Here is a 24,168-nt window from a genome sequence, read left to right as displayed (position 1 = left end):
CGCATTCGCGCGGGCACCTATCTTACAACCGCCACAGGGAGCCGTGTCTGACTTGGATTAATTCCAGCCAGCGCGATCCATCATGCGAATGGCTTCGGCCTGGCGTTTACCCGCGACTTCCACCGGCAGGGTGTCGGCCTTGAACTTGCCCCAGGCTGCCACTTCCTTGGACGGCTCGACTTTCGGGTTGGCCGGGAATTCCTGGTTCACGTCGGCGAAGATGTTTTGCGCTTCCGGCGTGGTCATCCACTCCACCAGTTTCTTCGCGGCTTCCGGATGCGGTGCATGCTTGGTCAGGCCAATGCCCGAGAGGTTGATGTGCACGCCGCGGTCGGCCTGGTTCGGCCAGAACAGCTTCACCTTCAGGTCCGGCTTCTGCTGGTGCAGGCGGCCATAGTAGTAGGTGTTGACGATGCCGACATCGCACTGGCCAGCGTTGATTGCTTCAAGCAACGCGGTGTCGTCGGAGAAGACGTCGGTGGACAGGTTCTTGACCCAGCCCTTGAGGATTTCCTCGGTTTTTTCCGCGCCGTGGGTTTCGATCAGCGTGGCGGTCAGGGACTGGTTGTAGACCTTCTTCGAGGTCCGCAGGCACAGGCGGCCTTCCCACTCTTTGCCAGCCAGCGCTTCATAGGTGGTCAATTCGCTGGGTTTAACCCGCTCGGTGGAGTAGACAATGGTCCGCGCCCGCAGGCTCAAGCCGGTCCAGGCGTGGGAAGAGGCGCGATATTGGGACGGGATGTTGGCGTCGATCACCGGCGACGTGAACGGCTGGAGAATGCCCATCTGCTCGGCTTGCCAAAGGTTGCCGGCATCGACGGTGAGCAGCAGGTCGGCAGTGGCGTTCTCGCCTTCGGCCTTGATCCGCTGCATCAGCGGCGCTTCCTTGTCAGTGATGAACTTCACCGACACGCCGGTTTTCTTGGTGTAGGCATCAAAGACCGGCTTGATCAGTTCGTCGATACGCGAGGAGTAGACCACCACCTCATCGGCGGCCTGGGCGGCAGTGGTGCCGATCAGGGTCAAGGCGAGGGCGGACAGCAGGCGCTTGGTTGCCAACATGGTAGCGGTCTCTGGATTATGAACGAAGCGCAAATGATAAAGACTCACATTTAGCACCACAATCGAACAATGGCTGGACACATTTCCAAATGTTGCAGCTTTGAGATGTGCCGTGTTTTTGCGTCCGCCATCGCGGGCAAGCCTTGCTCCCACAAACTCTTGCTCCCACAGGTGTGCAATGTGGGACAAGCTTTTGTGGGAGCAAGGCTTGCCCGCGATAGGGCCATAAGCCCCAACCCACCTCTCAGGCCTTGGCCAGATCCGGCAAATCCCCAATCAACCCCAGCGCCTCGCGCACGAACAGCGCCTTGGCCTCAGGCATGCGGTCCACCAGCTTCAGCCCGGTATTACGCAACCAGCGCACTGGCAGTGGATCGGCCTGGAACAAGCGCTCGAACCCCTCCATCGCCGCCATCAGCGCCAGGTTATGAGGCATGCGTCGCCGCTCGTAGCGGCTCAGCACCTTCACGTCTGCCAGTCGTTCGCCACGCCCGGCCGCCTGCAACAGCACTTCGGCCAGCACGGCGGCGTCGAGGAAGCCCAGGTTCACGCCCTGCCCGGCCAACGGATGAATGGTATGGGCCGCGTCGCCGATCAACGCCAGCCCTTCGGCCACATAGCGCTTGGCATGTCGCTGGCGCAGCGGCACGCACAGGCGCGGGTCGGCACTCAGTACCGTACCGAGCTGGCCTTCGAAGGCCCGTTCCAGTTCGCTGCAGAATTCAGTTTCATCGAGCGCCATCAAGCGCTGCGCTTCACCGGGGGTGGTGGACCAGACGATCGAGCACCAATCGTGCTGATCGTCACGCTCAAGTGGCAGGAACGCCAGCGGACCGTTGTCGGTAAACCGTTGCCAGGCCGTCATTCGATGCGGCCGGGCGCTGCGCACGCTGGTGACGATGGCGTGGTGCAGGTAATCCCATTCGCGCGTGGCGACGCCGGTCAGGCGACGCACAGCGGAATTCGCGCCATCGGCAGCGATGACCAGGGGCGCGCGCAACGTGCGGCCATCGGCCAGGGTCAGCAGCCAGTCGTCACCGGAACGACGCATCTGCTCCAGCCGGGCATTGGCCAGCAGGCCCAGGTCGCAGTCATGCAGTCGATCCAGCAAGGCGTCCTGCACAACACGGTTTTCAACGATGTGCCCAAGCGCCTCGGCGTGCAGGCTGGCGGCCGAGAAATGGATCTGCCCGGTGCCGCTGCCGTCCCAGACGTGCATGTCGGTATAGGGGCTGGCGCGTCGGGCGGTGATGCCGTCCCAGACACCCAGGCGATCGAGGATCCGCTGGCTGGCCGTCGACAAGGCACTGACCCGGGGCTCGAACGCGGCCTGGGGATCGAAGGGTTTGACGCTCATCGGGCTGCCGTCGAGCAACAGCACTTGCAGGCCACTGCCCTGCAACGCCAGCGCCAGGGCGCTGCCGACCATACCGGCGCCGACAATCAGCAGATCTGCACGCAATTCCATGCTCTAAGCCTGTTTTGCTGGCGACATCAGCCGCCCATGAAAAGAAATGACAGCCCCGGCCTCAAGCATCGGGACGCGTCCCCAGGCCCATGGCCTGGCGGGCGAACCAGCGCTTGGCCGGCGGCAGCAAGTCGAGGCCCAACAGGCCGAGGTTACGGCCCAGGGACACCAACGGCAGGTTGCTGGCGAACAGCCGCGTGACCTGGTCGGAAAAGCCCACGGTCAAGGCCTGATCCATTCGCTGGCGCTCACGATAGGCTTGCAACACGACAAAATCCCCCGGCTCGCTTTCGCTGTCGAGCAGGGCATCGGCCAGGGCCTGGGCATCGCGCAGGGACAAGTTGAACCCCTGCCCGGCAATCGGGTGCAGGCTGTGGGCGGCGTTGCCCAGGATCGCCAGGTGCGGACGGACCTGTTCTTCGGCCTCCACCAGCGCCAGTGGGTACAGATGTCGCACGCCCACCTGTTTCAGGGTGCCCAGGCGATAACCGAACACACCCTGCAATTCGCTGAGGAAACTGCGCTCGTCGAGGGCCGCCAGCCGTTGTGCGTCCATGCCCTGGCGGGTCCAGACCAGTGCGCAACGATTCTCCGGCAGTGGCAACAAGGCCATCGGGCCGTCATCGGTAAAACGTTCGAAGGCCATGCCGTTGTGGGCTTCGCTGGGGGTGATGTTGGCGATCAAGGCGCTCTGGTCGTAGGGTCGACTGCGCACGCCGATACCCAACTGCTCGCGCAGGCCGGAGCGGCCGCCGTCGGCCAGTACGGCAAGGTCGCATTCCAGGGTGGTTTCGTCGTCGAGGGTCAGGCGATAACCGCCGACCAGCGGTTCCATCCGGGTGACCTGCGCCGGGCAGCGCCAACTGACCACCTCCGGGTCCAGGCCTTGCCACAGGCACTGGCCGAGCCAGGCGTTTTCCACCACGTAGCCCAGCGCCGGTACGCCCTCTTCCATGGCCGACAACCGCGCCGTGGAAAACCGCCCGCGGTCGGACACATGGATCTGCTTGATCGGCTCGGCGCGGCGGGAAATCTCCTGCCAGACACCCAGGCGTTGATAAATTTGCCGGGCGCCATAGGACAATGCCGAGGACCGGGCATCGTAGCTTGGCTGCCAAGCGTCGCCGGGGGCGAAGGGCTCGATCAGCATGATCTTCCAGCCCCGGGCCTTGGCACCGGCCTGCAGGGCCAGCGCCAGGCTCGCGCCGACCAGGCCGCCGCCGACGATCGCCAGATTGACCCGGCTCATGCCGCGTGCGTCCGGGCAGCGGCCATCAGGGCCTCGATGTCGGCGACCGTCTTCGGTACGCCGTGGCTCAGGATTTCACAACCGGTTTTGGTCACTACCACGTCATCCTCGATGCGCACGCCAATGCCGCGCCATTTTTTCGCTACGCTGCGGTTGTTCGGGCCGATGTAGATGCCTGGCTCCACCGTCAGCGTCATGCCGACCTCAAGTACCCGCCACTCGCCGCCAACCCGGTATTCACCCACGTCGTGCACGTCCATGCCCAGCCAGTGGCCAGCGCGGTGCATGTAGAACGCCCGGTAGGCCTCGCTGGCGATCAACGCGTCCACCTCACCCTCCAGCAGCCCAAGGCGCACCAACCCCTCGGTAATCACCCGGACCGTCGCTTCGTGGGCCTGGTTCCAGTGTTTGTCCGGCGCGATCTGGGCAAACGCGGCTTCCTGAGCAGCCAGCACCACTTCGTAGATCGCCTTCTGCTCGGGTGAAAACTTGCCACTGACCGGCCAGGTACGGGTGATGTCGCTGGCGTAGCAGTCGATTTCACAGCCGGCGTCGATCAGCACCAGGTCGCCGTCCTTGAGCAGCGCGTCGTTCTGCTGGTAGTGCAGGATGCAGCTGTTGCGCCCCGCCGCGACGATCGAACCATAGGCCGGCATCTTCGCCCCGCCCTTGCGGAACTCATAGTCCAGCTCGGCTTCCAGACTGAACTCATGCAGCCCCGGGCGCGCCGCTTGCATCGCTCGGATGTGCGCCTGGGCGGAAATCCGCGCCGCTTCGCGCATCACTTTCACTTCTGCCGCCGATTTATACAGGCGCATGTCATGCAGCAGATGATCCAGGGCAACGAATTCGTTCGGCGGCTGGGCGCCGAGGTGGGCCTTGGAGCGAATCACGTTGATCCATTCCATCAGGTGCCGGTCGAATTCCGGGTTGCTGCCCATGGCCGAATACACCCGGTCGCGGCCTTCGATCAGGCCCGGCAGGATGTCGTCGATGTCGGTGATGGGAAACGCGTCGTCGGCGCCGTAGTCACGGATCGCCCCTTCCTGGCCGGCGCGCAGGCCGTCCCACAACTCACGTTCGGCGTTGCGCTCGCGGCAAAAGAGGATGTATTCGCCATGGGCGCGGCCGGGCATCAGCACCAGCACCGCTTGCGGCTCGGGAAAGCCGCTGAGGTACTGGAAGTCACTGTCCTGGCGGTAGACATGCTCGACGTCGCGGTTGCGGATCGCAACGGCGGCGGCGGGCAGGATTGCGATGCTGTTGGGTTCCATCTGCGCCATCAGGGCCTTGCGGCGACGGCTGTATTCCGATTTCGGGATATGAATCATGGGCAGACGGGGTTCCCTCTAAAAATTAATGCAAGGACGGCTTGGGGGCCGCTGCATCGGTTTTCTTGGTCTCGGTGAACAGCAGCAATGGCGCGACCCGCAGGTACTCCATCACTTCCATGTAGTCGCTTTCGCCGTCATCGGACTCTTCCAGGGCATCCTGGACCTGGGAGATCGCGGCCAGGTCCTGCAACACTTCCTTGGCCTCTTCGCTCAGCGCGTATTCGCGGCGGGTCAGGCCGAAGCCGGCGAGGAAACCCTGGCACCACTGGCCCAGCGCCGCGGCGCGTTCAGCCAAGGGGGCGTCGTCAGTGGGCAGCAGCAGGACGACGGTCATGTCGTCGCTGGTCAGCTCGCCCTTGACCATTTCCTGCAGGCCGATCAGCGCGTTGCGGACGTTGTCCGCTGGCTCGCCTTCCAGCAGTTCGGTGGCGTCGGCCAACCAGCCGTCGGCATCGAAACCGGCGCCGGCGCAGCTGCGGCCGAGCAACAGGCCATGCAGTTCGGCGGGCGAGACAGGATGACCGCTGGTGCTCAGCAGGGTGGCGAATGCTTGATACGGGGAATTCTGAATGGGCATGGGCAGCTAGGCGCCAGACGGCGCTATGTCTAGAATGGAGGCCTTGTATCCTACATCGACAGACTCGCCAAGACTATCAGAGGCTGTGCGACCCATACCCTCCATCAGACACAATCTTCAGTGGACACAATGGAAGACACCGACCTGCAAGCGCTGATGGCCAGACTCGAACTGCTAATTGACCGGGTCGAGCAACTTAAGAGCCAAAACGGACTCCTATTAGCTCAGGAAAAAACCTGGCGCGAGGAACGCGCGCACCTCATTGAAAAAAACGAAATCGCCCGGCGTAAGGTCGAATCGATGATTTCGCGCCTCAAGGCCCTGGAGCAAGACTCATGAGTTCAAGCAATAGCGTTACCGTGCAGATCCTCGACAAAGAATATTCGATCATCTGCCCCCAGGAAGAGCGTAGCAACCTGGTGAGCGCCGCCCGTTACCTGGACGGCAAGATGCGCGAGATCCGCAGCAGCGGCAAAGTCATCGGTGCCGACCGCATCGCCGTGATGGCCGCCTTGAACATCACCCACGACCTGTTGCATCGCCAGGATACGCCTGACCTGCAGGTCAGCGGCTCGACCCGTGAACAGGTGCGCGATCTGCTCGATCGGGTGGATCTGGTGCTCGCCACCGATCCAGACGTCAGCAAAGGCTGATTCGCGAGGCTGCCTGGGGTATACTCGCTTCACTCCCTGGGGTGCTTGCCAGTTGGTGATGTCCCTGAGCCGATACGCACAACCACGGGGGTTGCACGTTGGGGCCGGTGTGCATGTCCGCTTGACGGAAAGCCTTAACGCCCCCTGCAACTTCCACCTTGAACTTTCGGGTTCAAGGGCTAAGCCGACAGCGGTTCATCCGGGGAGCCTGATTCCAGACAATGCCAGTCCATGTGGACTGGCATTGTCGTTTCCGGCGCCGGCATTTCTGAGCAGCCTGTTTTGCGGTTACGCTGTGGCATCGCCACTGCGTGAAGCACTGATATGACCGAACCTGCGCTGCTGCCCCGCCCACAACTTCGACGCCTGCTGCGCCAGGCCCGTCGTGCCCTGACGCCCGCCCAGCAACGGCAAGCCGCCCACGGACTGTACAAACAACTGGCCCAGCATCCGCTGTTTCGCCGTGCACACCACATCGCCCTGTACCTGCCCAACGACGGCGAGATCGATCCGCGCCTGCTGCTGCGCGCAGCCCAACGCCGGGGCAAGGCTACTTACCTGCCAGTGCTCAGCCCATGGCCGCAGACCAAGATGGTGTTCCAGCGCATCCACCCCGGCGAAAAAATGCAGCCCAACCGGTTTCGTATTCCCGAGCCGCGCAAGAACATCGCCCGGCAACGCAAGGTCTGGACGCTGGACCTGGTGTTGTTGCCACTGGTGGGGTTTGATGATGCGGGGGGTCGGCTGGGCATGGGCGGCGGCTTTTATGACCGCAGCCTGGCGTATCTGGCGCGACGCAAGCAGTGGCGCAAGCCGACGCTATTGGGGTTGGCCCATGAATGCCAGAAAGTCGAACGATTGGCGCAGGCAAGCTGGGACGTGCCGCTGCAGGGAACGGTCAGCGACAGGCATTGGTATATCGCAGGATAGACGCCGCGGTAGTCAGCGGCGCCAGGAAAGCGGGTTCAGCGTTTGAGCGATGACGCGGGTTGGGTGATTTCCACCGGCGCGTCAGTCTTGTTGGCCCACAGGCTTTGGGCGTAACCCGTGGTCACGACACCCAGACCGAACAGAATGACCAAGATCCACAACAAATCCGGTTTGCGTTTCATCGATTGCCCCCCTCAAGGCACATCACACACGATGACAGCAGCGGTTTTCTTATTGGCCGTGCAGCAGCGTCAAGCTTGGAAGGCCGGCATTTTGCGGCAACCGGCCCCGACACGCAAACTCTGGCGTCAACCGACTGTCGGTTTGTCATAAAATCGCTGAACTATTTTTTTCAACACCGCCAAGGAGTAGCAATCATGGCCTATTGGCTGATGAAATCCGAGCCCGACGAATTATCCATCCAGGGCTTGGAAAGGCTCGGCCAGGCGCGCTGGGACGGGGTTCGCAACTACCAGGCGCGCAATTTCCTGCGGGCCATGGCGGAGGGCGACGCGTTCTTTTTCTACCACTCCAGTTGCCCCGAGCCAGGCATTGCCGGGATCGGCCGGATCGTCCGCGCAGCCTACCCCGACCCGACAGCGCTGGAACCCGATAGCCATTACTTCGACCCCAAGGCCGGTCCGGACAAAAACCCCTGGACCGCGATCGACGTGGCCCACGTCGAAACGTTTCCTCACGTGCTGAAGCTCGACTACCTCAAGCAACAAACCGCCCTGGCTGAAATGCCACTGGTGCAGAAAGGCTCGCGACTGTCAGTGATGCCTGTCACGGCCGAACAATGGGCCGCGGTGATTGCCCTGCGCTGATCGCCGATGAGTTGATGGATATCAAGCTGGATCGGTCATTGATCCCGCAGACTTCGATGCTATAGCCGCAGGATGCCGGACATGTCGACGAACCATCGTACCTCGCGTTTTTTTGCCTTTGCCTTGATGGCTGTGTTGTTGGCTGCCGGCGGTTTCGGCTATTGGAAATCACGCCACGATCGCCTGCCGGAAGGCTTGAGCATGGGCAACGGCCGCCTTGAGGCCACCGAGGTCCAGATCGCCAGCAAGACGCCCGGGCGCCTGGCCGAAGTTCATGTCGACGAAGGCGACAACGTCATCAAGGGCCAAGTGCTGGCGCGCATGGACACCCGCACCCTGGAGGCCCAGCGCAACCAGGCCGAGGCCGAAGTCGTGCGTGCCCGACAGAACCTCGCGGCCACCGAAGCCAACGTGCAGTTGCGCCAGAGCGAACAATTGCTCGCCCATCAGGAACTCAAGCGGACCCAGGAACTGTTCAAGCGCGGTTACGCCAGCGGCCAGGTCATCGACCAGCAACAAGCCCGTGTCGACACCGCCAACGCTGCGGTCAACGCCGCCCGGGCCCAGGTATCGGCAGCGAATGCGGCCATCGGCGCGACCCTGGCCCAAGTGGCCCAGCTCACCAGTGAAATAGATGACAGCACGTTGCGGGCGCCACTCGACGGCGTGATCCAGTTGCGCCTGGCCGAGCCGGGTGAAGTACTGGGCGCCGGCGGCCGAGTGCTGCTGATGATCGATCCGAACGACCAATACATGAATCTCTACCTGCCGGCCTCGGTGGCCGGGAAACTGGCGGTGGGCGATGAAGCGCGACTGCTGCTCGATGCCCTGCCCGAGCGAGCGCTGCCGGCCAAGGTCAGCTTCGTCGCGGCCAAATCCCAGTTCACCCCGAAAGAAGTCGAGACCCGTGATGAGCGCCAGAAACTGGTGTTCCGCGTCAAGGTACACCTGACCCGACCCGGCGAAGTGCCCCAGGCCAAACCCGGCATGCCCGGCGCCGGCTATGTGCGCACCGCCCCCATCGATTGGCCGGCCAACCTGCAATGAGCACCGCCCTCGGCGAGGCATTGCACGCTTCGGGCATCGAGCATCGCTACGGCCAGCAGGTGGCGTTGAGCGATATCGCCTTCAGCCTGCCCGTCGGCACTCGCTGCGGCCTGATCGGCCCGGACGGCGCCGGCAAGTCGAGCCTGCTGGGGCTGATTGCCGGGGTGAAAAAACTCCAGCACGGCCAACTGGACGTGCTCGGCGCCTCGATCGACGACCGACGCCATCGCAACACCCTCTACCGACGCATAGCCTTCATGCCCCAGGGGCTGGGGGGCAACCTTTACCCGGACCTGTCGATACGCGAGAACATTCGCTTCTTCGGCACGCTGTTCGGGTTATCGCGGACAGACTGCGAACAACGCATGGGCACTTTGCTGCTGGCCACAGACCTGCAGCGTTTTGCCGATCGCCCGGCGGGCAAACTGTCCGGCGGCATGAAACAGAAGCTCGGCCTGTGTTGCGCGCTGATCCATGAGCCGGACCTGCTGATTCTCGACGAACCCACCACCGGCGTGGACCCGCTGTCCCGGCGACGCTTCTGGGAACTGATAGAAGACGTGCGACGACAACGCCCGCAACTGACCCTGCTGGTCGCCACCGCGTACATGGAGGAGGCCGAACAGTTCGAGCATTGCCTGATGCTCGACAACGGTCGCCTGATCGCCAAGGGTTTGAGTGTGGAGCTGGCCAAGGTCACCCCGGACGGCAAGCTCGACTCGGCCTTCACCCATTTCCAGGGTGACAGTGGCCACGACAGCGAACCGCTGGCGATTCCCCCCAGGAACGCCGGCACTGCCGACATCGCCATCGAAGCCCACGACCTCACCTTGCGCTTCGGCGATTTCACCGCCGTCGACAACGTCAGTTTCGCGATTGGTCGCGGTGAGATCTTTGGGTTCCTGGGTTCCAACGGTTGCGGCAAGACCACCACCATGAAGGTGCTGACCGGGCTGATCCCCGCCAGCGAAGGCAGTGCCCGGCTGCTGGGCAACCCGGTCAACGCCAAGGACCTCGCCACCCGCAAGCGGGTGGGTTTCATGTCCCAGAGTTTCTCGCTGTACGGCGAACTGAGCGTGCGCCAGAACCTGGAACTTCACGCCAAGCTCTTCGACCTGCCCACGACGGACAGTCGCCAGCGCATCGACGAACTGATCCAGCGCTTCAGTCTCCAGGCGTTGGCGGATCAGCCTTCCGGCGCGCTGCCACTGGGCCTGCGCCAGCGTTTGTCCCTGGCGGTGGCGGTGTTGCATCGTCCGGAAGTGCTGATCCTCGATGAACCGACCTCGGGTGTCGACCCGGCTGCGCGGGATGATTTCTGGCGGCTGCTGATCGAGTTATCTCGCGAACAGGGCGTGACGATTTTCCTTTCCACGCACTTCATGAACGAGGCCCAGCGCTGCGATCGCATTTCGCTGATGCACGCCGGCAAGGTCCTGGCTTGTGACACGCCGGCAGCCTTGCAAGCGCAGTTCAACGGCCAGACGCTGGAAGCCGCGTTCGTCACCTGCCTGGAAAAAGCCCAGGGCGAGACGCAGCAAGACGCCGCCCCCGTGACCCTCGACAGTGCCGACGCCCCCCGGGACCTGCGCGGCCTGAGCCTCGGTCGCCTGTGGGCCGTCGCCAGCCGTGAGGGCAAGGAGTTGCTACGCGACAAAGTGCGTATGGCATTCGCCTTGCTGGGCGCCTTGTTCATGATGGTGGTCTTCGGCTTCGGTATTTCCCTCGATGTGGAGAAACTGGCCTTCGCCGTGTATGACCAGGATCAGAGCCCGCAAAGCCGTGCCTACCTGGAAGCGTTCCGCAGCTCACGCTACTTCGAAGAGCAGCCGATCATCCGCGACGCAAAGGAGCTGCACCGACGCTTGCAACGCTCGGAGATCAAGCTGGCCCTGGAAATCCCCCCCGGCTTCGGTCGTGACCTTTACGCCGGCCGCCAGCCGACGGTGGGCGCCTGGCTGGACGGCGGCATACCGTTTCGAGCCGAGACCAGTCGCAACTACGTCCAGGCCGTGCACCAGGCCAACCTTGAGCAACTGGCTGAATTCAGCAGTCGCGCGCCGACCCGGCAACCCGGCGCGACGCTGGAGACGCGTTTTCGCTATAACCAGGACGTGGTCAGCGTCAACGCCATTGGCCCCGGGGTCATGGCGCTGATCCTGGCGTTCATCCCGGCCATGTTGACGGCGCTGGGCATCGTGCGGGAGAAGGAACTGGGCTCGATCACCAATTTCTACGCCACGCCGCTGACCCGCCTGGAATTCCTGCTGGGCAAACAAGTGCCCTACCTGGCGGTCAGCCTGATCAACCTGGCCCTGCTGACAGCGATGAACCGCTGGCTGTTCGGTGTGCCGTTCAAGGGCAGCGGCCTGACGCTGGCGGTGGGCGGCCTGCTCTATGTACTGGCAACCACCAGCATGGGAATGCTGATCTCCGCGTTCACACGCACCCAGATCGCGGCGATCCTCGGCACCATGATCATCACCAGCCTGCCGACCATCCAGTTCTCGGGGCTGATCGTGCCGCGTTCGTCCCTGGACGGCGCCGCTTCGGTGATGGGTCAGTTGTTTCCCGCCGGTTACTTCCTCGATATCGCCGTCGGCACCTTCACCAAGGCCCTGGATCTACGCCAGCTATGGCCGCAATGCCTGGCGCTGGGCGGGTTTTTCCTGGCCTTCACCGGGCTCAGCCTGATCATGCTGAAAAAGCAGGAGGCCTGATGCACACGCTTTCACATATCTGGCGTCTGGGGCTCAAGGAACTGACCAGCCTGAGGTACGACTCTGTTCTGCTGCTGTTTTTGGGCTACGCCTTCACGGTGGCGATCTACATGCCGGCCGCCGGTTCGGTAATCGGCGTCCACAACGCCAGTGTCGCAATAGTGGACGAAGACCAGAGCCATCTTTCGCGCCAATTGGCCCAGGTCCTGCAACCGCCGGAGTTCCAGAACCCGGTGGCCTTGCCCTATGCCGAACTGGACAAGGTCATGGACAGTGGCCGCTACACCTTTGTCATTAACGTGCCCGCCAACTTCCAGGCCGACCTGCTCGCAGGACGCGAACCGACGCTGCAACTCAACGTCGATGCCACAGCCATGAGCCAGGCGTTCATGGGCGCCGGCTACATCGGACGGATTTTCCAACAGGAACTGACGACCTACGCCGGCCAGGCACAAACGAGCGAAGCAACGCCCGTGAGGCTGACCACGCGCTCGCTGTTCAATACCAACCTGGAAGGTGGCTGGTTCCTGGCGGTGATCCAGATCGTCAACAACATCACGATTCTGGCGATCATCCTGACGGGCACCGCGCTGCTGCGCGAGCGCGAGCACGGCACCCTCGACCACTTGCTGGTGCTGCCGCTGACGGCATTGGAAATCATGCTGGCGAAAATCTGGAGCAACCTGCTGGTGGTGGTGCTGTGCACCTGGGCATCGCTGGAAATCATCGTCAAGTTCGCCCTGGGGGTTCCACTCGCCGGCTCCATGGTGCTCTTCCTGCTGGTGACCGCACTCTACCTGTTCGCCAGCACCTCACTGGGCATCTTCCTCGCCACCCTCGCCCGTTCGACGCCGCAATTCGGTTTGCTGGCGATCCCGGTCATCATCCCGATGCTGCTGTTGTCGGGCGGCAGCACACCGCTGGACAGCATGCCGCAATGGTTGCAATGGGTGATGCAAGGCTCGCCCTCGACGCATTTCGTCAGCCTCAGCGCGGCGATCCTGTTCCGCGATGCCGGCCCTGGCGTGATCTGGCCGGACCTGCTGGCGCTGGCGGCCATCGGGCTATTGTTCTTTGCAATCGCCCTGGCCCGGTTTCGGAAAAGCCTGGCGTCTTGACGAAAAAAAGCAGCCTTGGGCAGCGCCAGGAGATCCGGGCGCTGCCCAAGGCTGCGATCGAGCCGGTTTATTGAATGATCAGGTTGTTGAACAACAGGTCATCGACCATCGGCTTGCCGGTTTCGTCGTTCATCACCTGCTGGGTCTGCTTCAACGCTTCCTGGCGCAGCTTTTCCTTGGCTTCCAGGTTATTCATGGCCTCGGTGGTCTGCTGGGCGAACAGCGCCACCAACTGGTTGCGAATCAGCGGCTCGTTGGCCTTGACCGCCGCAGCGGCGGCGTCACCAGTCACGCGCAGGGCCACGTCGGCCTTGTAGACCCTCAGTTTCGCCGTACCGTCGAGCCCATAGTTGCCGACAAAGGGTGGGCTGAGGGTGATGTAACTGACCTTCGGCGCCTCGCCTTCCTTCGCTTCCTTGCCCTCTTCGGCCATCACTGCCACAGGCAACGACAGGGCCAGCATCAACATGATCCACGCTTTCACAATTGATTCCTCATCCGGTTTGCGGCCCAGCATACCGCCCCGCCGTTCAAGCACAAGCTTATAGCCGGCTATCAGGGCAGGGCATGCTCGTTGACCCGTTGTCTCTCACACCTACACTTATCGGCCATCACTCCCAAAGGAATAGCCCTGATGAAAGCCGTGCTGTGCAAAGAATTCGGCCCCGCCGAATCGCTGGTGCTGGAAGACGTCGCCAGCCCCGTCGCCAAGAAGAACGAAGTGCTGCTGGACGTGCATGCCGCCGGGGTGAACTTCCCTGACACGCTGATCATCGAGGGCAAATACCAATTCAAGCCACCCTTCCCGTTCTCCCCCGGCGGCGAAGCCGCTGGCGTGGTCAGCGCGGTGGGCGAGAAAGTCAGCCACTTGAAGGTCGGCGACCGAGTGATGGCGTTGACCGGCTGGGGTAGCTTTGCCGAGCAGGTGGCGGTACCTGGCTACAACGTGTTGCCGATCCCCGCGTCCATGGACTTCAACACCGCCGCCGCCTTCAGCATGACGTACGGCACCTCGATGCACGCCCTCAAGCAACGGGCCAACCTGCAAGCCGGCGAGACCCTGCTGGTGCTCGGCGCATCCGGTGGTGTCGGCCTGGCGGCAGTGGAGATCGGCAAAGCCATGGGCGCCCGGGTAATCGCCGCTGCCAGCAGCGCGGAGAAACTCGCCGTGGCCAAGGCGGCCGGCGCCGACGAATTGATCAACTACACCGAAACCAGCCTGAAGGATGAAATCAAGCGCCTCACCGACGGCCAGGGTGCCGATGTGATCTACGACCCGGTGGGGGGCGACCTGTTCGACCAGGCCGTCCGCGCCATCGCCTGGAACGGCCGGTTGCTGGTGGTCGGCTTCGCCAGCGGACGCATCCCCGAACTGCCAGTAAACCTGGCCCTGCTCAAGGGCGCCGCCGTGGTGGGCGTGTTCTGGGGCTCCTTCGCCCAGCGCCAGCCCCAGGACAACGCCGCCAACTTCCGGCAATTGTTCGGCTGGTTCGCCGAGGGCAAGCTCAAGCCGCTGGTGTCGCAGGTGTACCCGCTGAGCAATGCTGCCCAGGCGATCAATGACCTGGGGCAGCGCAAGGCGGTGGGGAAGGTGGTTGTGCAGGTGCGCTGAATGCGTCAAAGCGGTCAGGACCTCAAGCGCCGGACCGTTATTGAGCCGCACTAAAGCAACTCGCGAATCTCCTGCGGCAGCATCCGCGCATACCGTGCCGCAGGAAAACTCCCGCAACGCTGCACGATCGTAGGCAGGAGCCTGTTGAACCGGGCGATCAACGCCAGGCGCTCGGTTTCCGGCAACTGTTTGATGAACAACACATTGGATAAGTAGAGGCGTGTGTAGTGGAACGGGAGCAAGTCCTGCACCCATTGCTGGCCGTTGGCATGCGCGTTGATGTCCGAGCATTTCCAGGTCTTGATCCACTTATTGGCATCCAGTGGCAAGCCATCCAGGCGGAATTCGAAGGGCGCTACGACGTGCGTCTGCGCCGGGTGTTCGTGGTCCACCGTCCACGGCTTGAAACGCCATTGGCTCACGGTCTCCCGCGCGGCGTCGGCAAAATCGGGATGGTCGCTGTGCAGGATCGCGATCTCATCGACACGACCATCGGCATGCACCGTAAAGCCGACCCGGGTCACACCCGTGACGCCCTTCCGGACCAGCGTTTTTGGGTAATCCGGCTTGGGATTGTGTTCGGGCACCAACAACACATCCGCTGCCCCGCTCGTACCGGACAAGCACAGCAACAGCATCACCACACACCACCTCATGCCCTTACCCCTCACCTGAATGCCAGACCTGGCAGAAACGTAAAGGGTAAAGGCCATGGCTCACGGGCCATATAGCGAGACTTCCCATTTGGGTGAAGGACCTTTCCCACTGCTCTGCCTCTGCATTCACCGACACGCTCATGAAAAGCTCCGCAGAGACATTTCCCACAACGCCCTTCACCTATGCCTGAGCGACATGTTCGTTTAAGAACATCCAATCGAGAATATTTCGCTGTTTAAGCGATAAGAACCAATGCTATTTTCGGTAACGAAACTGTAACATTCGCATCCGCAGTCATAACAAGAACCTGGAGCCCTTGAATGTTTGCTTTCTTTCGTCCTGCCGCCCATCAGGCGTCTCTGCCTGAAGAAAAAATAGACAGCACCTACCGACGCCTTCGCTGGCAGATCTTCGCCGGGATCTTCATTGGCTACGCCGGCTATTACCTGCTGCGCAAGAACTTCTCCCTGGCCATGCCATACCTGATCGACGAGGGTTACACCCGTGGTCAGTTGGGCCTGGCCATGTCGGCCATCGCCATCGCCTATGGGCTGTCGAAGTTCCTGATGGGCCTGGTGTCCGACCGTTCCAACCCGCGCTATTTCCTGCCCTTTGGCTTGCTGGTCTCGGCGGGGGTGATGTTTGTGTTCGGTTTCGCGCCCTGGGCAACCTCCAGCGTGACCATGATGTTCATCCTGCTGTTCATCAATGGCTGGGCCCAGGGCATGGGCTGGCCGCCCAGCGGACGGACCATGGTGCATTGGTGGTCGCAGAAAGAACGCGGCGGCGTGGTGTCGGTGTGGAACGTGGCGCACAACGTCGGCGGCGGCCTGATCGGCCCGTTGTTCCTATTGGGGATGGGCTGGTTCAATGATTGGCACGCGGCATTCTATGTGCCCGCTGCTGTAGCACTCGTCGTTGCGGTGTTTGCCTTCGTGACCATGCGCGATACCCCACAGTCGGTGGGCCTGCCGCCGATCGAGAAATACAAGAACGACTACCCGGAAGGCTACGACGACAGTCACGAGAACGAATTCAGCGCCAAGGAAATCTTCGTCAAATACGTTCTGCGCAACAAAATGCTCTGGTACATCGCCATGGCCAACGTGTTTGTCTACCTGCTGCGCTACGGCGTGCTGGACTGGGCGCCGACCTATCTCAAGGAAGCCAAGGGCTTCACGGTGGACAAGAGTTCCTGGGCCTATTTCTTCTACGAGTGGGCGGGCATTCCCGGCACGCTGCTGTGTGGCTGGATGTCGGACAAGATCTTCCGCGGCAACCGTGGCCTGACCGGCATGGTGTTCATGGCCCTGGTGACCGTGGCGACACTGGTGTACTGGCTGAACCCGGCCGGCAACCCCGCCGTCGACATGATCGCCCTGGTTTCCATCGGTTTCCTGATCTACGGCCCGGTGATGCTGATCGGTTTGCAGGCACTGGAACTGGCGCCGAAGAAGGCCGCTGGTACCGCCGCAGGCTTCACCGGTTTGTTCGGTTACCTGGGGGGCTCGGTCGCGGCCAGTGCCGCCATGGGCTACACCGTGGACCATTTTGGCTGGGACGGTGGTTTTGTGCTGTTGATCGGTGCCTGCCTGCTGGCGATGGCCTTCCTCGCGCCAACCCTGTGGCACAAGCAAATCGCCAGTCAGAGCCGCGAAGCGATCGCCTGATCCAGCGCTGATTTGCAGCGCTTGAGCCGCGCCTCCAGATTCCGGTCTGGCATGGCGTGGCTGCGCAGGGCGTGGATGGTCTGCTCGACGTAATCGCGAGTGGTGCCGTAACGCCCGCAGGCGCTTTCGAACACCTGGCTCAGCACATGGTCCGGCAGGTTGCCGGCATAGCTGGGCAGGTGTCGCTCCAGGACAAACCCCAAGGCTTGCACCCGACTGCCATCCTCGAGACGGCAACTGAGCCAGTGCGGGCGATAGGACGGGACCGGCATCTCGCGCTGCCACAGGGCAAACAGCGAGTCCTCGAGATTCTCCTCCGGTAACCGGTAGGCGAAACCGCTGCACGAACCGCCGCGATCCAGCCCGAACACCAGCCCCGGCAACTCCGGCGTACCGCGGTGTTCGTGGGACCACAGATACAAACCGCGATGATAACCATGGACCCGGCCGCGCATCCGCTCCACCGCCGTGCACTCCGGCCGCCAGATCAATGAACCGTACGCAAACAGCCAGACCGGACCGCCCTGGTGAAGGCTCATGGTCAATTGCATCGAGGCGAGCAATTGCTCACGGGTCAACTGCGGCCCCAGCTCGAGTCGTGGCGGGTACAAGGCACAGGCAACGGCGGATTCGATAGCGGTCATGGCCGGTAGCGGTTGGCTCCTCGCGGGTCGGAAAGTGAATGGGGGCCGTCATGGGGTTGACGTTCACGGGGATCCAGGCAAGTTAAATGCCATCCACGCTCTATATACGTTATCGGTATCTAGCCTAGAGACTAAATATCGAAACGAAATATATGAGGTTATATCGACGGGCGGACATGCGCGCTTTTGTGGCGAGGGAGCTTGCTCCCGCTTGAGTGCGCAGCGCTCATCGCTTTTTTGGGGCCGCTGCGCGCCCCAGCGGGAGCAAGCTCCCTCGCCACAAAAGCGCACGATCCAGATCACAACATCGCATGAATCAACTTAGGCTCAATCGCTATCAAGCCCGCGGCGCATACGCAAACACGTCGGCGCGCATTTGATGGGCGTCCATGCCGGCTTCCACCAGCGCATCGAGCGTGGCGTAGATCATGGCCGGCGAGCCGCTGGCGTAGACGTGCACGCCGGAAAGATCGCTGATGTCCTCGCACACGGCTTCGTGGAGCATGCCGCAGCGCCCTTCCCAGCTGCACAAGTCGCTGACGACTTTGTGCAGGAACAGGTTCGGCAGCTTTTTCCATTCGTCCCAATGCTCGATTTCATAGAAATCTTCCGGCCGCCGCACGCCCCAATACAGATGCACCGGATGCTTGAACCCCGCCGCCCGGCAATGCTCGATCAGGCTGTGCATCTGCGCCATGCCGGTTCCGGCGGCGATCAGTACCAACGGGCCATCGGGCAGTTCGGACAAATGCGTGTCGCCAAAAGGCATCTCGATACGCACGTTGGGGTTGCGCCGTAGTTGCTCCAGCAGCGCCTGTGCACTGCTTTCGCGCACCAATACGTGCAATTGCAGCTCGCGCCCGGAATGCGGTGCCGAGGCCAGGGAGAAGGCCGATTTTTCTCCGTTTTCCCGTTCGATCATCAGGTACTGCCCGGCGTGATAGCGTGGCGGCTTGCCGGCCGGCGCACGCAGGCGCACTCGCCAGACATCGCCCCCCACGTCAGCGCACTCGACCACCTGGCACGCCAGGTTGCGTACCGGCAGCTCACCCGGCGATAGCACGCCATCCCATAACACCACGCAGTCCTCCAGCGGCTCGGCGATGCAGGTGAAGATCTCACCGTGATCGCGCACCTCGCCCGCCTGCTCCACGCGGCCTTCCACCAACAACGCGCCACAGACGTGGCAGTTGCCGTTGCGGCAGCTTTGCGGGCATTCATAGCCCAGGCGCCGCGCGCCATCGAGAATCCGCTCGGCGGGACGGATCTCCAGCACCGCCCCGGAAGGCTGCAAGGTTACACGCATCAATCTATTCCTAACTGATTCCAGATGGCATCGATCCGTTGGGTAACGGCTTCATCCTTGACGATAACCCGGCCCCACTCACGGGTGGTTTCACCGGGCCATTTATGCGTGGCATCGAGCCCCATCTTCGACCCCAGGCCAGACACCGGCGAGGCGAAGTCGAGGTAATCGATCGGTGTATTCTCGATCATCACCGTGTCACGCTTGGGGTCCATGCGCGTGGTGATGGCCCAGATCACATCGTTCCAGTCCCGTGCGTTGATATCGTCGTCGGTGACGATAACGAACTTGGTGTACATGAACTGTCGCAAAAACGACCAGACACCGAGCATCACCCGCTTGGCATGCCCCGGATACGACTTCTTCATGGTCACCACGGCCATGCGATACGAACAGCCTTCCGGTGGCAAATAGAAATCGGTGATCTCCGGAAACTGCTTCTGCAGGATCGGCACGAACACTTCATTGAGCGCCACGCCGAGAATGGCCGGCTCATCGGGTGGACGGCCGGTGTAGGTGCTGTGGTAAATCGGCTTGATCCGATGGGTGATACGCTCGACGGTGAACACCGGGAAGCTGTCGACTTCGTTGTAGTAGCCGGTGTGGTCGCCATACGGACCTTCATCGGCCATTTCGCCAGGATGGATCACCCCTTCAAGGATGATCTCGGCGGTGGCCGGCACTTGCAGGTCGTTGCCGCGGCATTTCACCAGCTCGGTGCGGTTGCCCCGCAACAGGCCGGCGAACGCATATTCGGAGAGGCTGTCCGGCACAGGCGTGACGGCACCGAGGATGGTCGCCGGGTCCGCGCCCAGGGCCACCGACACCGGGAATGGCTGGCCGGGGTGTTTTTCACACCACTCACGGTAGTCCAGGGCACCGCCGCGATGGCTCAGCCAGCGCATGATGACCTTGTTGCGGCCAATCACCTGCTGACGGTAGATACCCAGGTTCTGGCGGTCCTTGTTCGGGCCCTTGGTGACGGTCAGCCCCCAGGTGATCAGCGGCCCCACATCGCCCGGCCAGCAGGTCTGTACCGGGAGCATGGCCAGGTCGACATCGTCGCCTTCGATCACTACTTCCTGGCAGATCGCGTCCTTGACGACTTTCGGCGCCATGGCAATGATCTTGCGGAAAATCGGCAGCTTGGACCAAGCATCCTTCAGGCCTTTGGGCGGCTCGGGTTCCTTGAGGAACGCCAGCAGCTTGCCGATTTCGCGCAGTTCGCTGACGGCTTCGGCGCCCATGCCCAGGGCCACGCGCTCCGGTGTGCCGAACAGGTTGCCCAGCACCGGAATGTCATAACCCGTCGGGTTTTCGAACAACAGCGCCGGGCCTTTTGCGCGCAGGGTGCGGTCGCAGACCTCGGTCATTTCCAGGACGGGGGACACCGGCACCTGGATGCGCTTGAGTTCGCCGCGCTGTTCCAGCCCGCTGATAAAGTCGCGCAAGTCGCGATACTGCATGCAAAAGCCTCATGGTGGCCGTGGCGTTCGGGGGCCCGAGTTTAACGCCGCCCGTCCAGAATAGTGAATGCACAGATAGCAAAAAGCCGGGTTTCCCCGGCTCTTGCTGGCCTGTCTTGGCGATTTACTTGCGTTTCATCGACAGGAAGAACTCATCGTTGGTCTTGGTCGCCTTCAGCTTGTCGACCAGGAACTCGATGGCAGCGACTTCATCCATCGGATGCAGCAACTTGCGCAGGATCCACATGCGCTGCAACTCGTCGTCGGCGGTCAGCAACTCTTCGCGGCGTGTGCCGGAGCGGTTGATGTTGATGGCCGGGAAGACACGCTTCTCGGCGATACGACGATCCAGAGGCAGCTCCATGTTGCCGGTGCCCTTGAATTCCTCGTAGATCACTTCGTCCATCTTCGAACCGGTTTCAACCAGCGCGGTGGCGATGATGGTCAGCGAACCGCCTTCCTCGATGTTCCGTGCGGCGCCGAAGAAACGCTTCGGTTTTTCCAGCGCGTGGGCATCGACACCACCGGTCAGCACCTTGCCGGAGCTCGGGATCACGGTGTTGTAGGCACGGGCCAGACGGGTGATGGAGTCCAGCAGGATCACCACGTCCTTCTTGTGCTCGACCAGGCGCTTGGCCTTCTCGATCACCATTTCGGCAACCTGCACGTGGCGGGTCGGCGGCTCGTCGAACGTCGAGGCGACCACTTCGCCGCGCACGGTGCGCTGCATTTCGGTCACTTCTTCCGGACGCTCGTCGATCAGCAACACGATCAGGTGAACTTCAGGGTTGTTACGGGCGATGTTGGCCGCGATGTTCTGCAGCATGATCGTCTTGCCCGCTTTCGGCGGTGCTACGATCAGGCCACGCTGGCCTTTGCCGATGGGTGCGCACAGGTCGATGACACGACCGGTGAGGTCTTCGGTGGAACCGTTGCCGGCTTCCATCTTCATGCGCACGGTCGGGAACAGCGGCGTCAGGTTCTCGAAGAGAATCTTGTTCTTCGCGTTTTCCGGACGGTCGAAGTTGATCGTGTCGACCTTGAGCAGCGCGAAGTAACGCTCGCCTTCCTTCGGAGGGCGGATCTTGCCAACGATGGTGTCACCGGTGCGCAAGTTGAAGCGACGGATCTGGCTCGGCGAGACGTAGATATCGTCTGGGCCGGCGAGATAGGAAGCGTCTGCGGAGCGAAGGAAGCCGAAGCCGTCCTGGAGAATCTCCAGCACGCCATCACCGGAGATTTCCTCGCCGCTTTTCGCGTGTTTCTTGAGCAGGGAGAAAATCACGTCCTGCTTGCGCGAACGGGCCATATTTTCTATGCCCATCTGTTCGGCCAATTCGAGCAGTTCGGTAATCGGCTTTTGCTTGAGTTCAGTCAGATTCATATAGGAATGACGTAATCATTTATGGAGGGGGGAAATTAAGCTTTTGGCTTAATGAGGCCGCGCCGCAGAGAAGGCGACAGGATCGCGTACTTATTCGAAAGGAGAGCGTCGGCGACGGCTTGCAGGGGGCACTGGAGAAACCAGTGCGGGGCCGAATGTACCACTTGGGTTTGCAAGCGTCTAGCCCCGAATAACGAAAAAGCCCCGCGATTTGCGGGGCTTTTCCAGTGGCATTCGGCGCTTAGATGTTAGCGTCGAGGAAAGCAGCCAGTTGCGACTTCGACAGCGCACCCACCTTGGTGGCTTCGACGTTGCCGTTCTTGAACAGCATCAGGGTCGGGATACCACGTACGCCGTGCTTGGCCGGAGTCTCCTGGTTTTCGTCGATGTTCAGCTTGGCAACGGTCAGCTTGCCTTTGTAGGTCTCGGCAATCTCGTCCAGGACCGGGGCAATCATTTTGCAGGGACCGCACCACTCAGCCCAATAGTCGACCAGTACCGCGCCTTCGGCCTTGAGTACGTCAGCCTCGAAGCTAGCGTCGCTAACGTGTTTGATCAGATCGCTGCTCATGGAAATCTCCGGGGTTGTCAGCAAAAAAACGTGCCCCATCATAGCGGCCCTTCCCGGGTTCAGGAAGCCGCAGTTGATTGAGTCTCGCTATGGCGGTCGATGGCTTTGGGTATGGCCGACGTCACGAAGCTGCGGGGGCGACAAAGGAAATCCCGGTGCGCAGCGCAGCGTTACGTACATGTTCCTGCATGGCTTTTTGCGCAGCGCCTGAAGCTCGACGGGCCAGGGCGCGAAGAATCTTGCGATGCTCCTGCCAGGTTTCCATCGCCCGCTCCGCCCTGATGAACGGTAGTTTCTGGCTTTCCAGGAAGATGTCGGCGCTGGCGGTGAGGATGCTCAGCATCGCCTGGTTACCGCTGGCCAGCAGGATTCGTCGATGGAATTCGAAATCCAGCCGCGCGGCGGCGTCGAAATCCCCGATCTTCAACTCCCGGCGCATGGCTTCGACATTGTCTTGCAGCATGTCCAGCTCATCGGCGCTGAGCGTCACCGCCGCCAACCCCGCCGCGAAGCCCTCCAGGGCGTAGCGCAACTGGAAGATATCCACTGGCGAGGCCTGGGCCGCGAACGGCCAGCCCGGCGCCGATTCGCTGCGTGGAGCCTCTACCGGAGCCTGCACGAACACCCCCTTGCCCGGCTGCACGCTGATCATGCCCAAGGCACTCAGGGATGACAGCGCTTCGCGCAGCGACGCCCGACTCACCCCCAATTGCAGCGCCAGGTCCCGTTGCGACGGCAGCGCATCGCCCGGGCCGAAGCCTTCATCGACGATCAGTTTTCGGATGGCTTGCAGGGCCACTTCAGGAACGGCGCGAGCGATGGAATTCATGATTTTTAAGACGAACCGGGCCAGTGAGCGGCTAGTTGTAAAGCTATTCACCGCGCCCGGCAAGTCGTGCCCCAGCAGGGTTCGGCGACAAATACCGACGCCCGATAACGGTGCGAAAAACACCACGACTGTTCAGACCAGTAAGACCGCTCCCCACCAGCAAAACCGCGGCTTGGGCCGCTGAAAAGTCGCCTTGGCATGGCCTGTGCTCTGTCCGAACGCAGAAATCACATCACCGATTGCGGAGATTCGCCATGATTCAGCGTTGCAGCGCCCTGCTCACAGCCCTGTTTGCCAGCCTGATGCTCTGTCAGCTACCCGCCCACGCCGATGGCCTGGAAGACGTGGTCAAGCGTGGCACCCTCAAGGTCGCCGTGCCCCAGGACTTCCCGCCATTCGGTTCGGTAGGCCCGGACATGAAACCCCGCGGCCTGGACATCGACACCGCAAAACTGCTGGCCGACCAGCTCAAGGTCAAGCTTGAGCTGACGCCGGTCAACAGCACCAACCGCATCCCCTTCCTGACCACCGGCAAGGTCGACCTGGTGATTTCCAGCCTGGGCAAGAACCCGGAGCGGGAAAAGGTCATCGACTTCTCCAGCGCTTACGCGCCGTTCTACCTAGCCGTGTTCGGCCCGCCTGACGCCGCCATCAACAACCTGGACGACCTCAAGGGCAAGACCATCAGCGTCACCCGTGGCGCCATCGAAGACATCGAGCTGACCAAGGTCGCCCCAGAAGGCACCACCATCAAGCGCTTCGAAGACAACAACTCGACCATCGCCGCCTACCTGGCCGGCCAGGTGGACCTGATCGCCAGCGGCAACGTGGTGATGGTCGCCATCAGCGAACGCAACCCCAAGCGTGTTCCGGCGCTGAAGGTAAAACTCAAGGACTCGCCGGTTTACGTGGGCGTGAACAAGAACGAGCCGGCGCTGTTGGACAAGGTCAACCAGATCCTCGCCACCGCCAAGACCGATGGCAGCCTGGAGAAAAACTCCCAGACCTGGCTCAAGCAGCCGCTGCCGGCCGATCTCTGACCGT

General features: G+C 62.0%; 24 protein-coding genes and 1 other RNA gene. 11 read left to right on the top strand and 14 right to left on the bottom strand.

All coding sequences use genetic code 11. The annotated features are described in order from the left end of the window. Positions 1 to 57: 57 nt before the first annotated feature. The 5 genes from Q7F16_RS10605 to Q7F16_RS10585 all read right to left on the bottom strand — a co-directional run bounded on the left by Q7F16_RS10605 (position 58) and on the right by Q7F16_RS10585 (position 5,690). Complete coding sequence (locus Q7F16_RS10605; protein ID WP_095961906.1) at positions 58 to 1,062, bottom strand: extracellular solute-binding protein; 1,005 nt, start codon at positions 1,060 to 1,062, stop codon at positions 58 to 60. Between the two features lie 244 nt (positions 1,063 to 1,306). Next, the gene (locus Q7F16_RS10600) at positions 1,307 to 2,524 is read right to left on the bottom strand and encodes a 2-octaprenyl-3-methyl-6-methoxy-1,4-benzoquinol hydroxylase (RefSeq protein WP_172436018.1); all 1,218 of its coding nucleotides are present in this window, start codon (positions 2,522 to 2,524) and stop codon (positions 1,307 to 1,309) included. Positions 2,525 to 2,591: 67 nt separating this feature from the next. After that, positions 2,592 to 3,779 carry a 2-octaprenyl-6-methoxyphenyl hydroxylase gene (gene ubiH / locus Q7F16_RS10595; RefSeq protein WP_079303020.1) on the bottom strand — a complete coding sequence of 396 codons (1,188 nt, stop codon included), beginning with the start codon at positions 3,777 to 3,779 and terminating at the stop codon, positions 2,592 to 2,594. Then, positions 3,776 to 5,110 (bottom strand): Xaa-Pro aminopeptidase, encoded by a 1,335-nt coding sequence (pepP, locus tag Q7F16_RS10590; RefSeq protein WP_409555759.1) that lies wholly within the window; start codon positions 5,108 to 5,110, stop codon positions 3,776 to 3,778. Before pepP ends, ubiH begins: the two co-directional genes overlap by 4 nt. Before the next feature lie 25 nt (positions 5,111 to 5,135). Next, the gene (locus tag Q7F16_RS10585) at positions 5,136 to 5,690 is read right to left on the bottom strand and encodes a YecA/YgfB family protein (protein ID WP_014340778.1); all 555 of its coding nucleotides are present in this window, start codon (positions 5,688 to 5,690) and stop codon (positions 5,136 to 5,138) included. 129 nt (positions 5,691 to 5,819) lie between these two features. Here Q7F16_RS10585 and Q7F16_RS10580 point away from each other — a divergent pair, with 129 nt between their 5' ends. The 4 genes from Q7F16_RS10580 (at position 5,820) to Q7F16_RS10565 (ending at position 7,273) form a co-directional block, all read left to right on the top strand. Beyond that, positions 5,820 to 6,029: a TIGR02449 family protein gene (locus tag Q7F16_RS10580; RefSeq protein WP_003177365.1), complete on the top strand. Its 210-nt coding sequence runs from the start codon at positions 5,820 to 5,822 to the stop codon at positions 6,027 to 6,029. After that, entirely contained in the window at positions 6,026 to 6,343 is a 318-nt protein-coding gene (locus Q7F16_RS10575; RefSeq protein WP_003177364.1) for a cell division protein ZapA, read from the top strand. The genes Q7F16_RS10580 and Q7F16_RS10575 overlap by 4 nt, the downstream gene beginning before the upstream one ends. A gap of 30 nt (positions 6,344 to 6,373) precedes the next feature. After that, a non-coding RNA gene (gene ssrS, locus Q7F16_RS10570) (6S RNA) lies at positions 6,374 to 6,553 on the top strand. Between the two features lie 114 nt (positions 6,554 to 6,667). Further along, positions 6,668 to 7,273 (top strand): 5-formyltetrahydrofolate cyclo-ligase, encoded by a 606-nt coding sequence (locus Q7F16_RS10565; RefSeq protein WP_046063193.1) that lies wholly within the window; start codon positions 6,668 to 6,670, stop codon positions 7,271 to 7,273. A gap of 35 nt (positions 7,274 to 7,308) precedes the next feature. On the opposite strand, the gene Q7F16_RS10560 is transcribed toward Q7F16_RS10565, so the two are convergent. After that, positions 7,309 to 7,455, bottom strand: coding sequence for a hypothetical protein (locus Q7F16_RS10560; RefSeq protein WP_014340780.1), 147 nt, complete (start codon positions 7,453 to 7,455; stop codon positions 7,309 to 7,311). A gap of 195 nt (positions 7,456 to 7,650) precedes the next feature. Between Q7F16_RS10560 and Q7F16_RS10555 the strand changes: the two genes are divergently transcribed. From Q7F16_RS10555 to Q7F16_RS10540, 4 genes are all read left to right on the top strand, one after another. Then, complete coding sequence (locus Q7F16_RS10555) at positions 7,651 to 8,100, top strand: EVE domain-containing protein (RefSeq protein ID WP_409555758.1); 450 nt, start codon at positions 7,651 to 7,653, stop codon at positions 8,098 to 8,100. A gap of 81 nt (positions 8,101 to 8,181) precedes the next feature. Next, the gene (locus Q7F16_RS10550) at positions 8,182 to 9,147 is read left to right on the top strand and encodes an HlyD family secretion protein (RefSeq protein WP_186649330.1); all 966 of its coding nucleotides are present in this window, start codon (positions 8,182 to 8,184) and stop codon (positions 9,145 to 9,147) included. Beyond that, the gene (gene rbbA, locus Q7F16_RS10545) at positions 9,144 to 11,867 is read left to right on the top strand and encodes a ribosome-associated ATPase/putative transporter RbbA (protein ID WP_409555757.1); all 2,724 of its coding nucleotides are present in this window, start codon (positions 9,144 to 9,146) and stop codon (positions 11,865 to 11,867) included. Before Q7F16_RS10550 ends, rbbA begins: the two co-directional genes overlap by 4 nt. Next, positions 11,867 to 12,985, top strand: a complete 1,119-nt coding sequence (locus tag Q7F16_RS10540) for an ABC transporter permease (RefSeq protein ID WP_013694520.1) — start codon at positions 11,867 to 11,869, stop codon at positions 12,983 to 12,985. The genes rbbA and Q7F16_RS10540 overlap by 1 nt, the downstream gene beginning before the upstream one ends. A gap of 67 nt (positions 12,986 to 13,052) precedes the next feature. On the opposite strand, the gene Q7F16_RS10535 is transcribed toward Q7F16_RS10540, so the two are convergent. Continuing rightward, positions 13,053 to 13,469 (bottom strand): flagellar basal body-associated protein FliL, encoded by a 417-nt coding sequence (locus Q7F16_RS10535; RefSeq protein WP_409555756.1) that lies wholly within the window; start codon positions 13,467 to 13,469, stop codon positions 13,053 to 13,055. Positions 13,470 to 13,619: 150 nt separating this feature from the next. On the opposite strand from Q7F16_RS10535, the gene Q7F16_RS10530 reads away from it, so the two are divergent. Beyond that, on the top strand, positions 13,620 to 14,597 hold the full coding sequence (locus Q7F16_RS10530) for an NADPH:quinone oxidoreductase family protein (RefSeq protein WP_409555755.1): 978 nt from the start codon (positions 13,620 to 13,622) through the stop codon (positions 14,595 to 14,597). Positions 14,598 to 14,647: 50 nt separating this feature from the next. On the opposite strand, the gene Q7F16_RS10525 is transcribed toward Q7F16_RS10530, so the two are convergent. Further along, positions 14,648 to 15,235, bottom strand: coding sequence for an energy transducer TonB (locus Q7F16_RS10525; RefSeq protein ID WP_409555837.1), 588 nt, complete (start codon positions 15,233 to 15,235; stop codon positions 14,648 to 14,650). Between the two features lie 339 nt (positions 15,236 to 15,574). Between Q7F16_RS10525 and glpT the strand changes: the two genes are divergently transcribed. Beyond that, complete coding sequence (glpT, locus tag Q7F16_RS10520; protein WP_014340786.1) at positions 15,575 to 16,924, top strand: glycerol-3-phosphate transporter; 1,350 nt, start codon at positions 15,575 to 15,577, stop codon at positions 16,922 to 16,924. Here the strand turns inward: glpT and Q7F16_RS10515 are convergent. The 6 genes from Q7F16_RS10515 to Q7F16_RS10490 form a co-directional block, all read right to left on the bottom strand. Next, on the bottom strand, positions 16,900 to 17,568 hold the full coding sequence (locus tag Q7F16_RS10515) for a gamma-glutamylcyclotransferase (RefSeq protein WP_079303027.1): 669 nt from the start codon (positions 17,566 to 17,568) through the stop codon (positions 16,900 to 16,902). The two genes, glpT and Q7F16_RS10515, sit on opposite strands and share 25 nt — an antisense overlap. 337 nt (positions 17,569 to 17,905) lie before the next feature. Continuing rightward, positions 17,906 to 18,874: a CDP-6-deoxy-delta-3,4-glucoseen reductase gene (locus tag Q7F16_RS10510; protein WP_409555754.1), complete on the bottom strand. Its 969-nt coding sequence runs from the start codon at positions 18,872 to 18,874 to the stop codon at positions 17,906 to 17,908. Then, on the bottom strand, positions 18,874 to 20,340 hold the full coding sequence (ubiD, locus tag Q7F16_RS10505; RefSeq protein ID WP_014340789.1) for a 4-hydroxy-3-polyprenylbenzoate decarboxylase: 1,467 nt from the start codon (positions 20,338 to 20,340) through the stop codon (positions 18,874 to 18,876). The genes Q7F16_RS10510 and ubiD overlap by 1 nt, the downstream gene beginning before the upstream one ends. A gap of 124 nt (positions 20,341 to 20,464) precedes the next feature. After that, positions 20,465 to 21,724, bottom strand: coding sequence for a transcription termination factor Rho (gene rho / locus Q7F16_RS10500; RefSeq protein ID WP_003177350.1), 1,260 nt, complete (start codon positions 21,722 to 21,724; stop codon positions 20,465 to 20,467). A 241-nt stretch (positions 21,725 to 21,965) separates the two neighbouring features. Next, complete coding sequence (gene trxA, locus Q7F16_RS10495) at positions 21,966 to 22,295, bottom strand: thioredoxin TrxA (RefSeq protein ID WP_003206727.1); 330 nt, start codon at positions 22,293 to 22,295, stop codon at positions 21,966 to 21,968. Between the two features lie 121 nt (positions 22,296 to 22,416). Continuing rightward, the gene (locus Q7F16_RS10490) at positions 22,417 to 23,124 is read right to left on the bottom strand and encodes a FadR/GntR family transcriptional regulator (protein ID WP_046065741.1); all 708 of its coding nucleotides are present in this window, start codon (positions 23,122 to 23,124) and stop codon (positions 22,417 to 22,419) included. A 254-nt stretch (positions 23,125 to 23,378) separates the two neighbouring features. On the opposite strand from Q7F16_RS10490, the gene Q7F16_RS10485 reads away from it, so the two are divergent. Beyond that, positions 23,379 to 24,164 carry a transporter substrate-binding domain-containing protein gene (locus Q7F16_RS10485; RefSeq protein ID WP_014340791.1) on the top strand — a complete coding sequence of 262 codons (786 nt, stop codon included), beginning with the start codon at positions 23,379 to 23,381 and terminating at the stop codon, positions 24,162 to 24,164. The last annotated feature ends 4 nt before the right edge of the window (positions 24,165 to 24,168 follow it).

It is taken from the genome of Pseudomonas sp. Lb2C2 (assembly GCF_052112205.1).
In the GTDB taxonomy this organism is placed as follows: Bacteria; Pseudomonadota; Gammaproteobacteria; order Pseudomonadales; family Pseudomonadaceae; genus Aquipseudomonas; species Aquipseudomonas kilonensis.
This window is presented reverse-complemented; position numbering and strand designations above follow the sequence as displayed.

What these genes read in the sequence shown, in the direction of transcription:
- Q7F16_RS10485 (WP_014340791.1), top strand. Translation starts at nt 23,379, where the DNA reads ATGATTCAGCGTTGCAGCGCCCTGCTCACAGCCCTGTTTGCCAGCCTG.
- Q7F16_RS10530 (WP_409555755.1), top strand. Translation starts at nt 13,620, where the DNA reads ATGAAAGCCGTGCTGTGCAAAGAATTCGGCCCCGCCGAATCGCTGGTG.
- glpT (WP_014340786.1), top strand. Translation starts at nt 15,575, where the DNA reads ATGTTTGCTTTCTTTCGTCCTGCCGCCCATCAGGCGTCTCTGCCTGAA.
- Q7F16_RS10580 (WP_003177365.1), top strand. Translation starts at nt 5,820, where the DNA reads ATGGAAGACACCGACCTGCAAGCGCTGATGGCCAGACTCGAACTGCTA.
- rho (WP_003177350.1), bottom strand. Translation starts at nt 21,724, where the DNA reads ATGAATCTGACTGAACTCAAGCAAAAGCCGATTACCGAACTGCTCGAA.
- Q7F16_RS10565 (WP_046063193.1), top strand. Translation starts at nt 6,668, where the DNA reads ATGACCGAACCTGCGCTGCTGCCCCGCCCACAACTTCGACGCCTGCTG.
- Q7F16_RS10605 (WP_095961906.1), bottom strand. Translation starts at nt 1,062, where the DNA reads ATGTTGGCAACCAAGCGCCTGCTGTCCGCCCTCGCCTTGACCCTGATC.
- Q7F16_RS10515 (WP_079303027.1), bottom strand. Translation starts at nt 17,568, where the DNA reads ATGACCGCTATCGAATCCGCCGTTGCCTGTGCCTTGTACCCGCCACGA.
- Q7F16_RS10550 (WP_186649330.1), top strand. Translation starts at nt 8,182, where the DNA reads ATGTCGACGAACCATCGTACCTCGCGTTTTTTTGCCTTTGCCTTGATG.
- Q7F16_RS10510 (WP_409555754.1), bottom strand. Translation starts at nt 18,874, where the DNA reads ATGCGTGTAACCTTGCAGCCTTCCGGGGCGGTGCTGGAGATCCGTCCC.
- trxA (WP_003206727.1), bottom strand. Translation starts at nt 22,295, where the DNA reads ATGAGCAGCGATCTGATCAAACACGTTAGCGACGCTAGCTTCGAGGCT.
- Q7F16_RS10490 (WP_046065741.1), bottom strand. Translation starts at nt 23,124, where the DNA reads ATGAATTCCATCGCTCGCGCCGTTCCTGAAGTGGCCCTGCAAGCCATC.
- pepP (WP_409555759.1), bottom strand. Translation starts at nt 5,110, where the DNA reads ATGATTCATATCCCGAAATCGGAATACAGCCGTCGCCGCAAGGCCCTG.
- Q7F16_RS10525 (WP_409555837.1), bottom strand. Translation starts at nt 15,235, where the DNA reads ATGCTGTTGCTGTGCTTGTCCGGTACGAGCGGGGCAGCGGATGTGTTG.
- Q7F16_RS10575 (WP_003177364.1), top strand. Translation starts at nt 6,026, where the DNA reads ATGAGTTCAAGCAATAGCGTTACCGTGCAGATCCTCGACAAAGAATAT.
- Q7F16_RS10560 (WP_014340780.1), bottom strand. Translation starts at nt 7,455, where the DNA reads ATGAAACGCAAACCGGATTTGTTGTGGATCTTGGTCATTCTGTTCGGT.
- ubiD (WP_014340789.1), bottom strand. Translation starts at nt 20,340, where the DNA reads ATGCAGTATCGCGACTTGCGCGACTTTATCAGCGGGCTGGAACAGCGC.
- Q7F16_RS10540 (WP_013694520.1), top strand. Translation starts at nt 11,867, where the DNA reads ATGCACACGCTTTCACATATCTGGCGTCTGGGGCTCAAGGAACTGACC.
- rbbA (WP_409555757.1), top strand. Translation starts at nt 9,144, where the DNA reads ATGAGCACCGCCCTCGGCGAGGCATTGCACGCTTCGGGCATCGAGCAT.
- Q7F16_RS10555 (WP_409555758.1), top strand. Translation starts at nt 7,651, where the DNA reads ATGGCCTATTGGCTGATGAAATCCGAGCCCGACGAATTATCCATCCAG.
- Q7F16_RS10585 (WP_014340778.1), bottom strand. Translation starts at nt 5,690, where the DNA reads ATGCCCATTCAGAATTCCCCGTATCAAGCATTCGCCACCCTGCTGAGC.
- ubiH (WP_079303020.1), bottom strand. Translation starts at nt 3,779, where the DNA reads ATGAGCCGGGTCAATCTGGCGATCGTCGGCGGCGGCCTGGTCGGCGCG.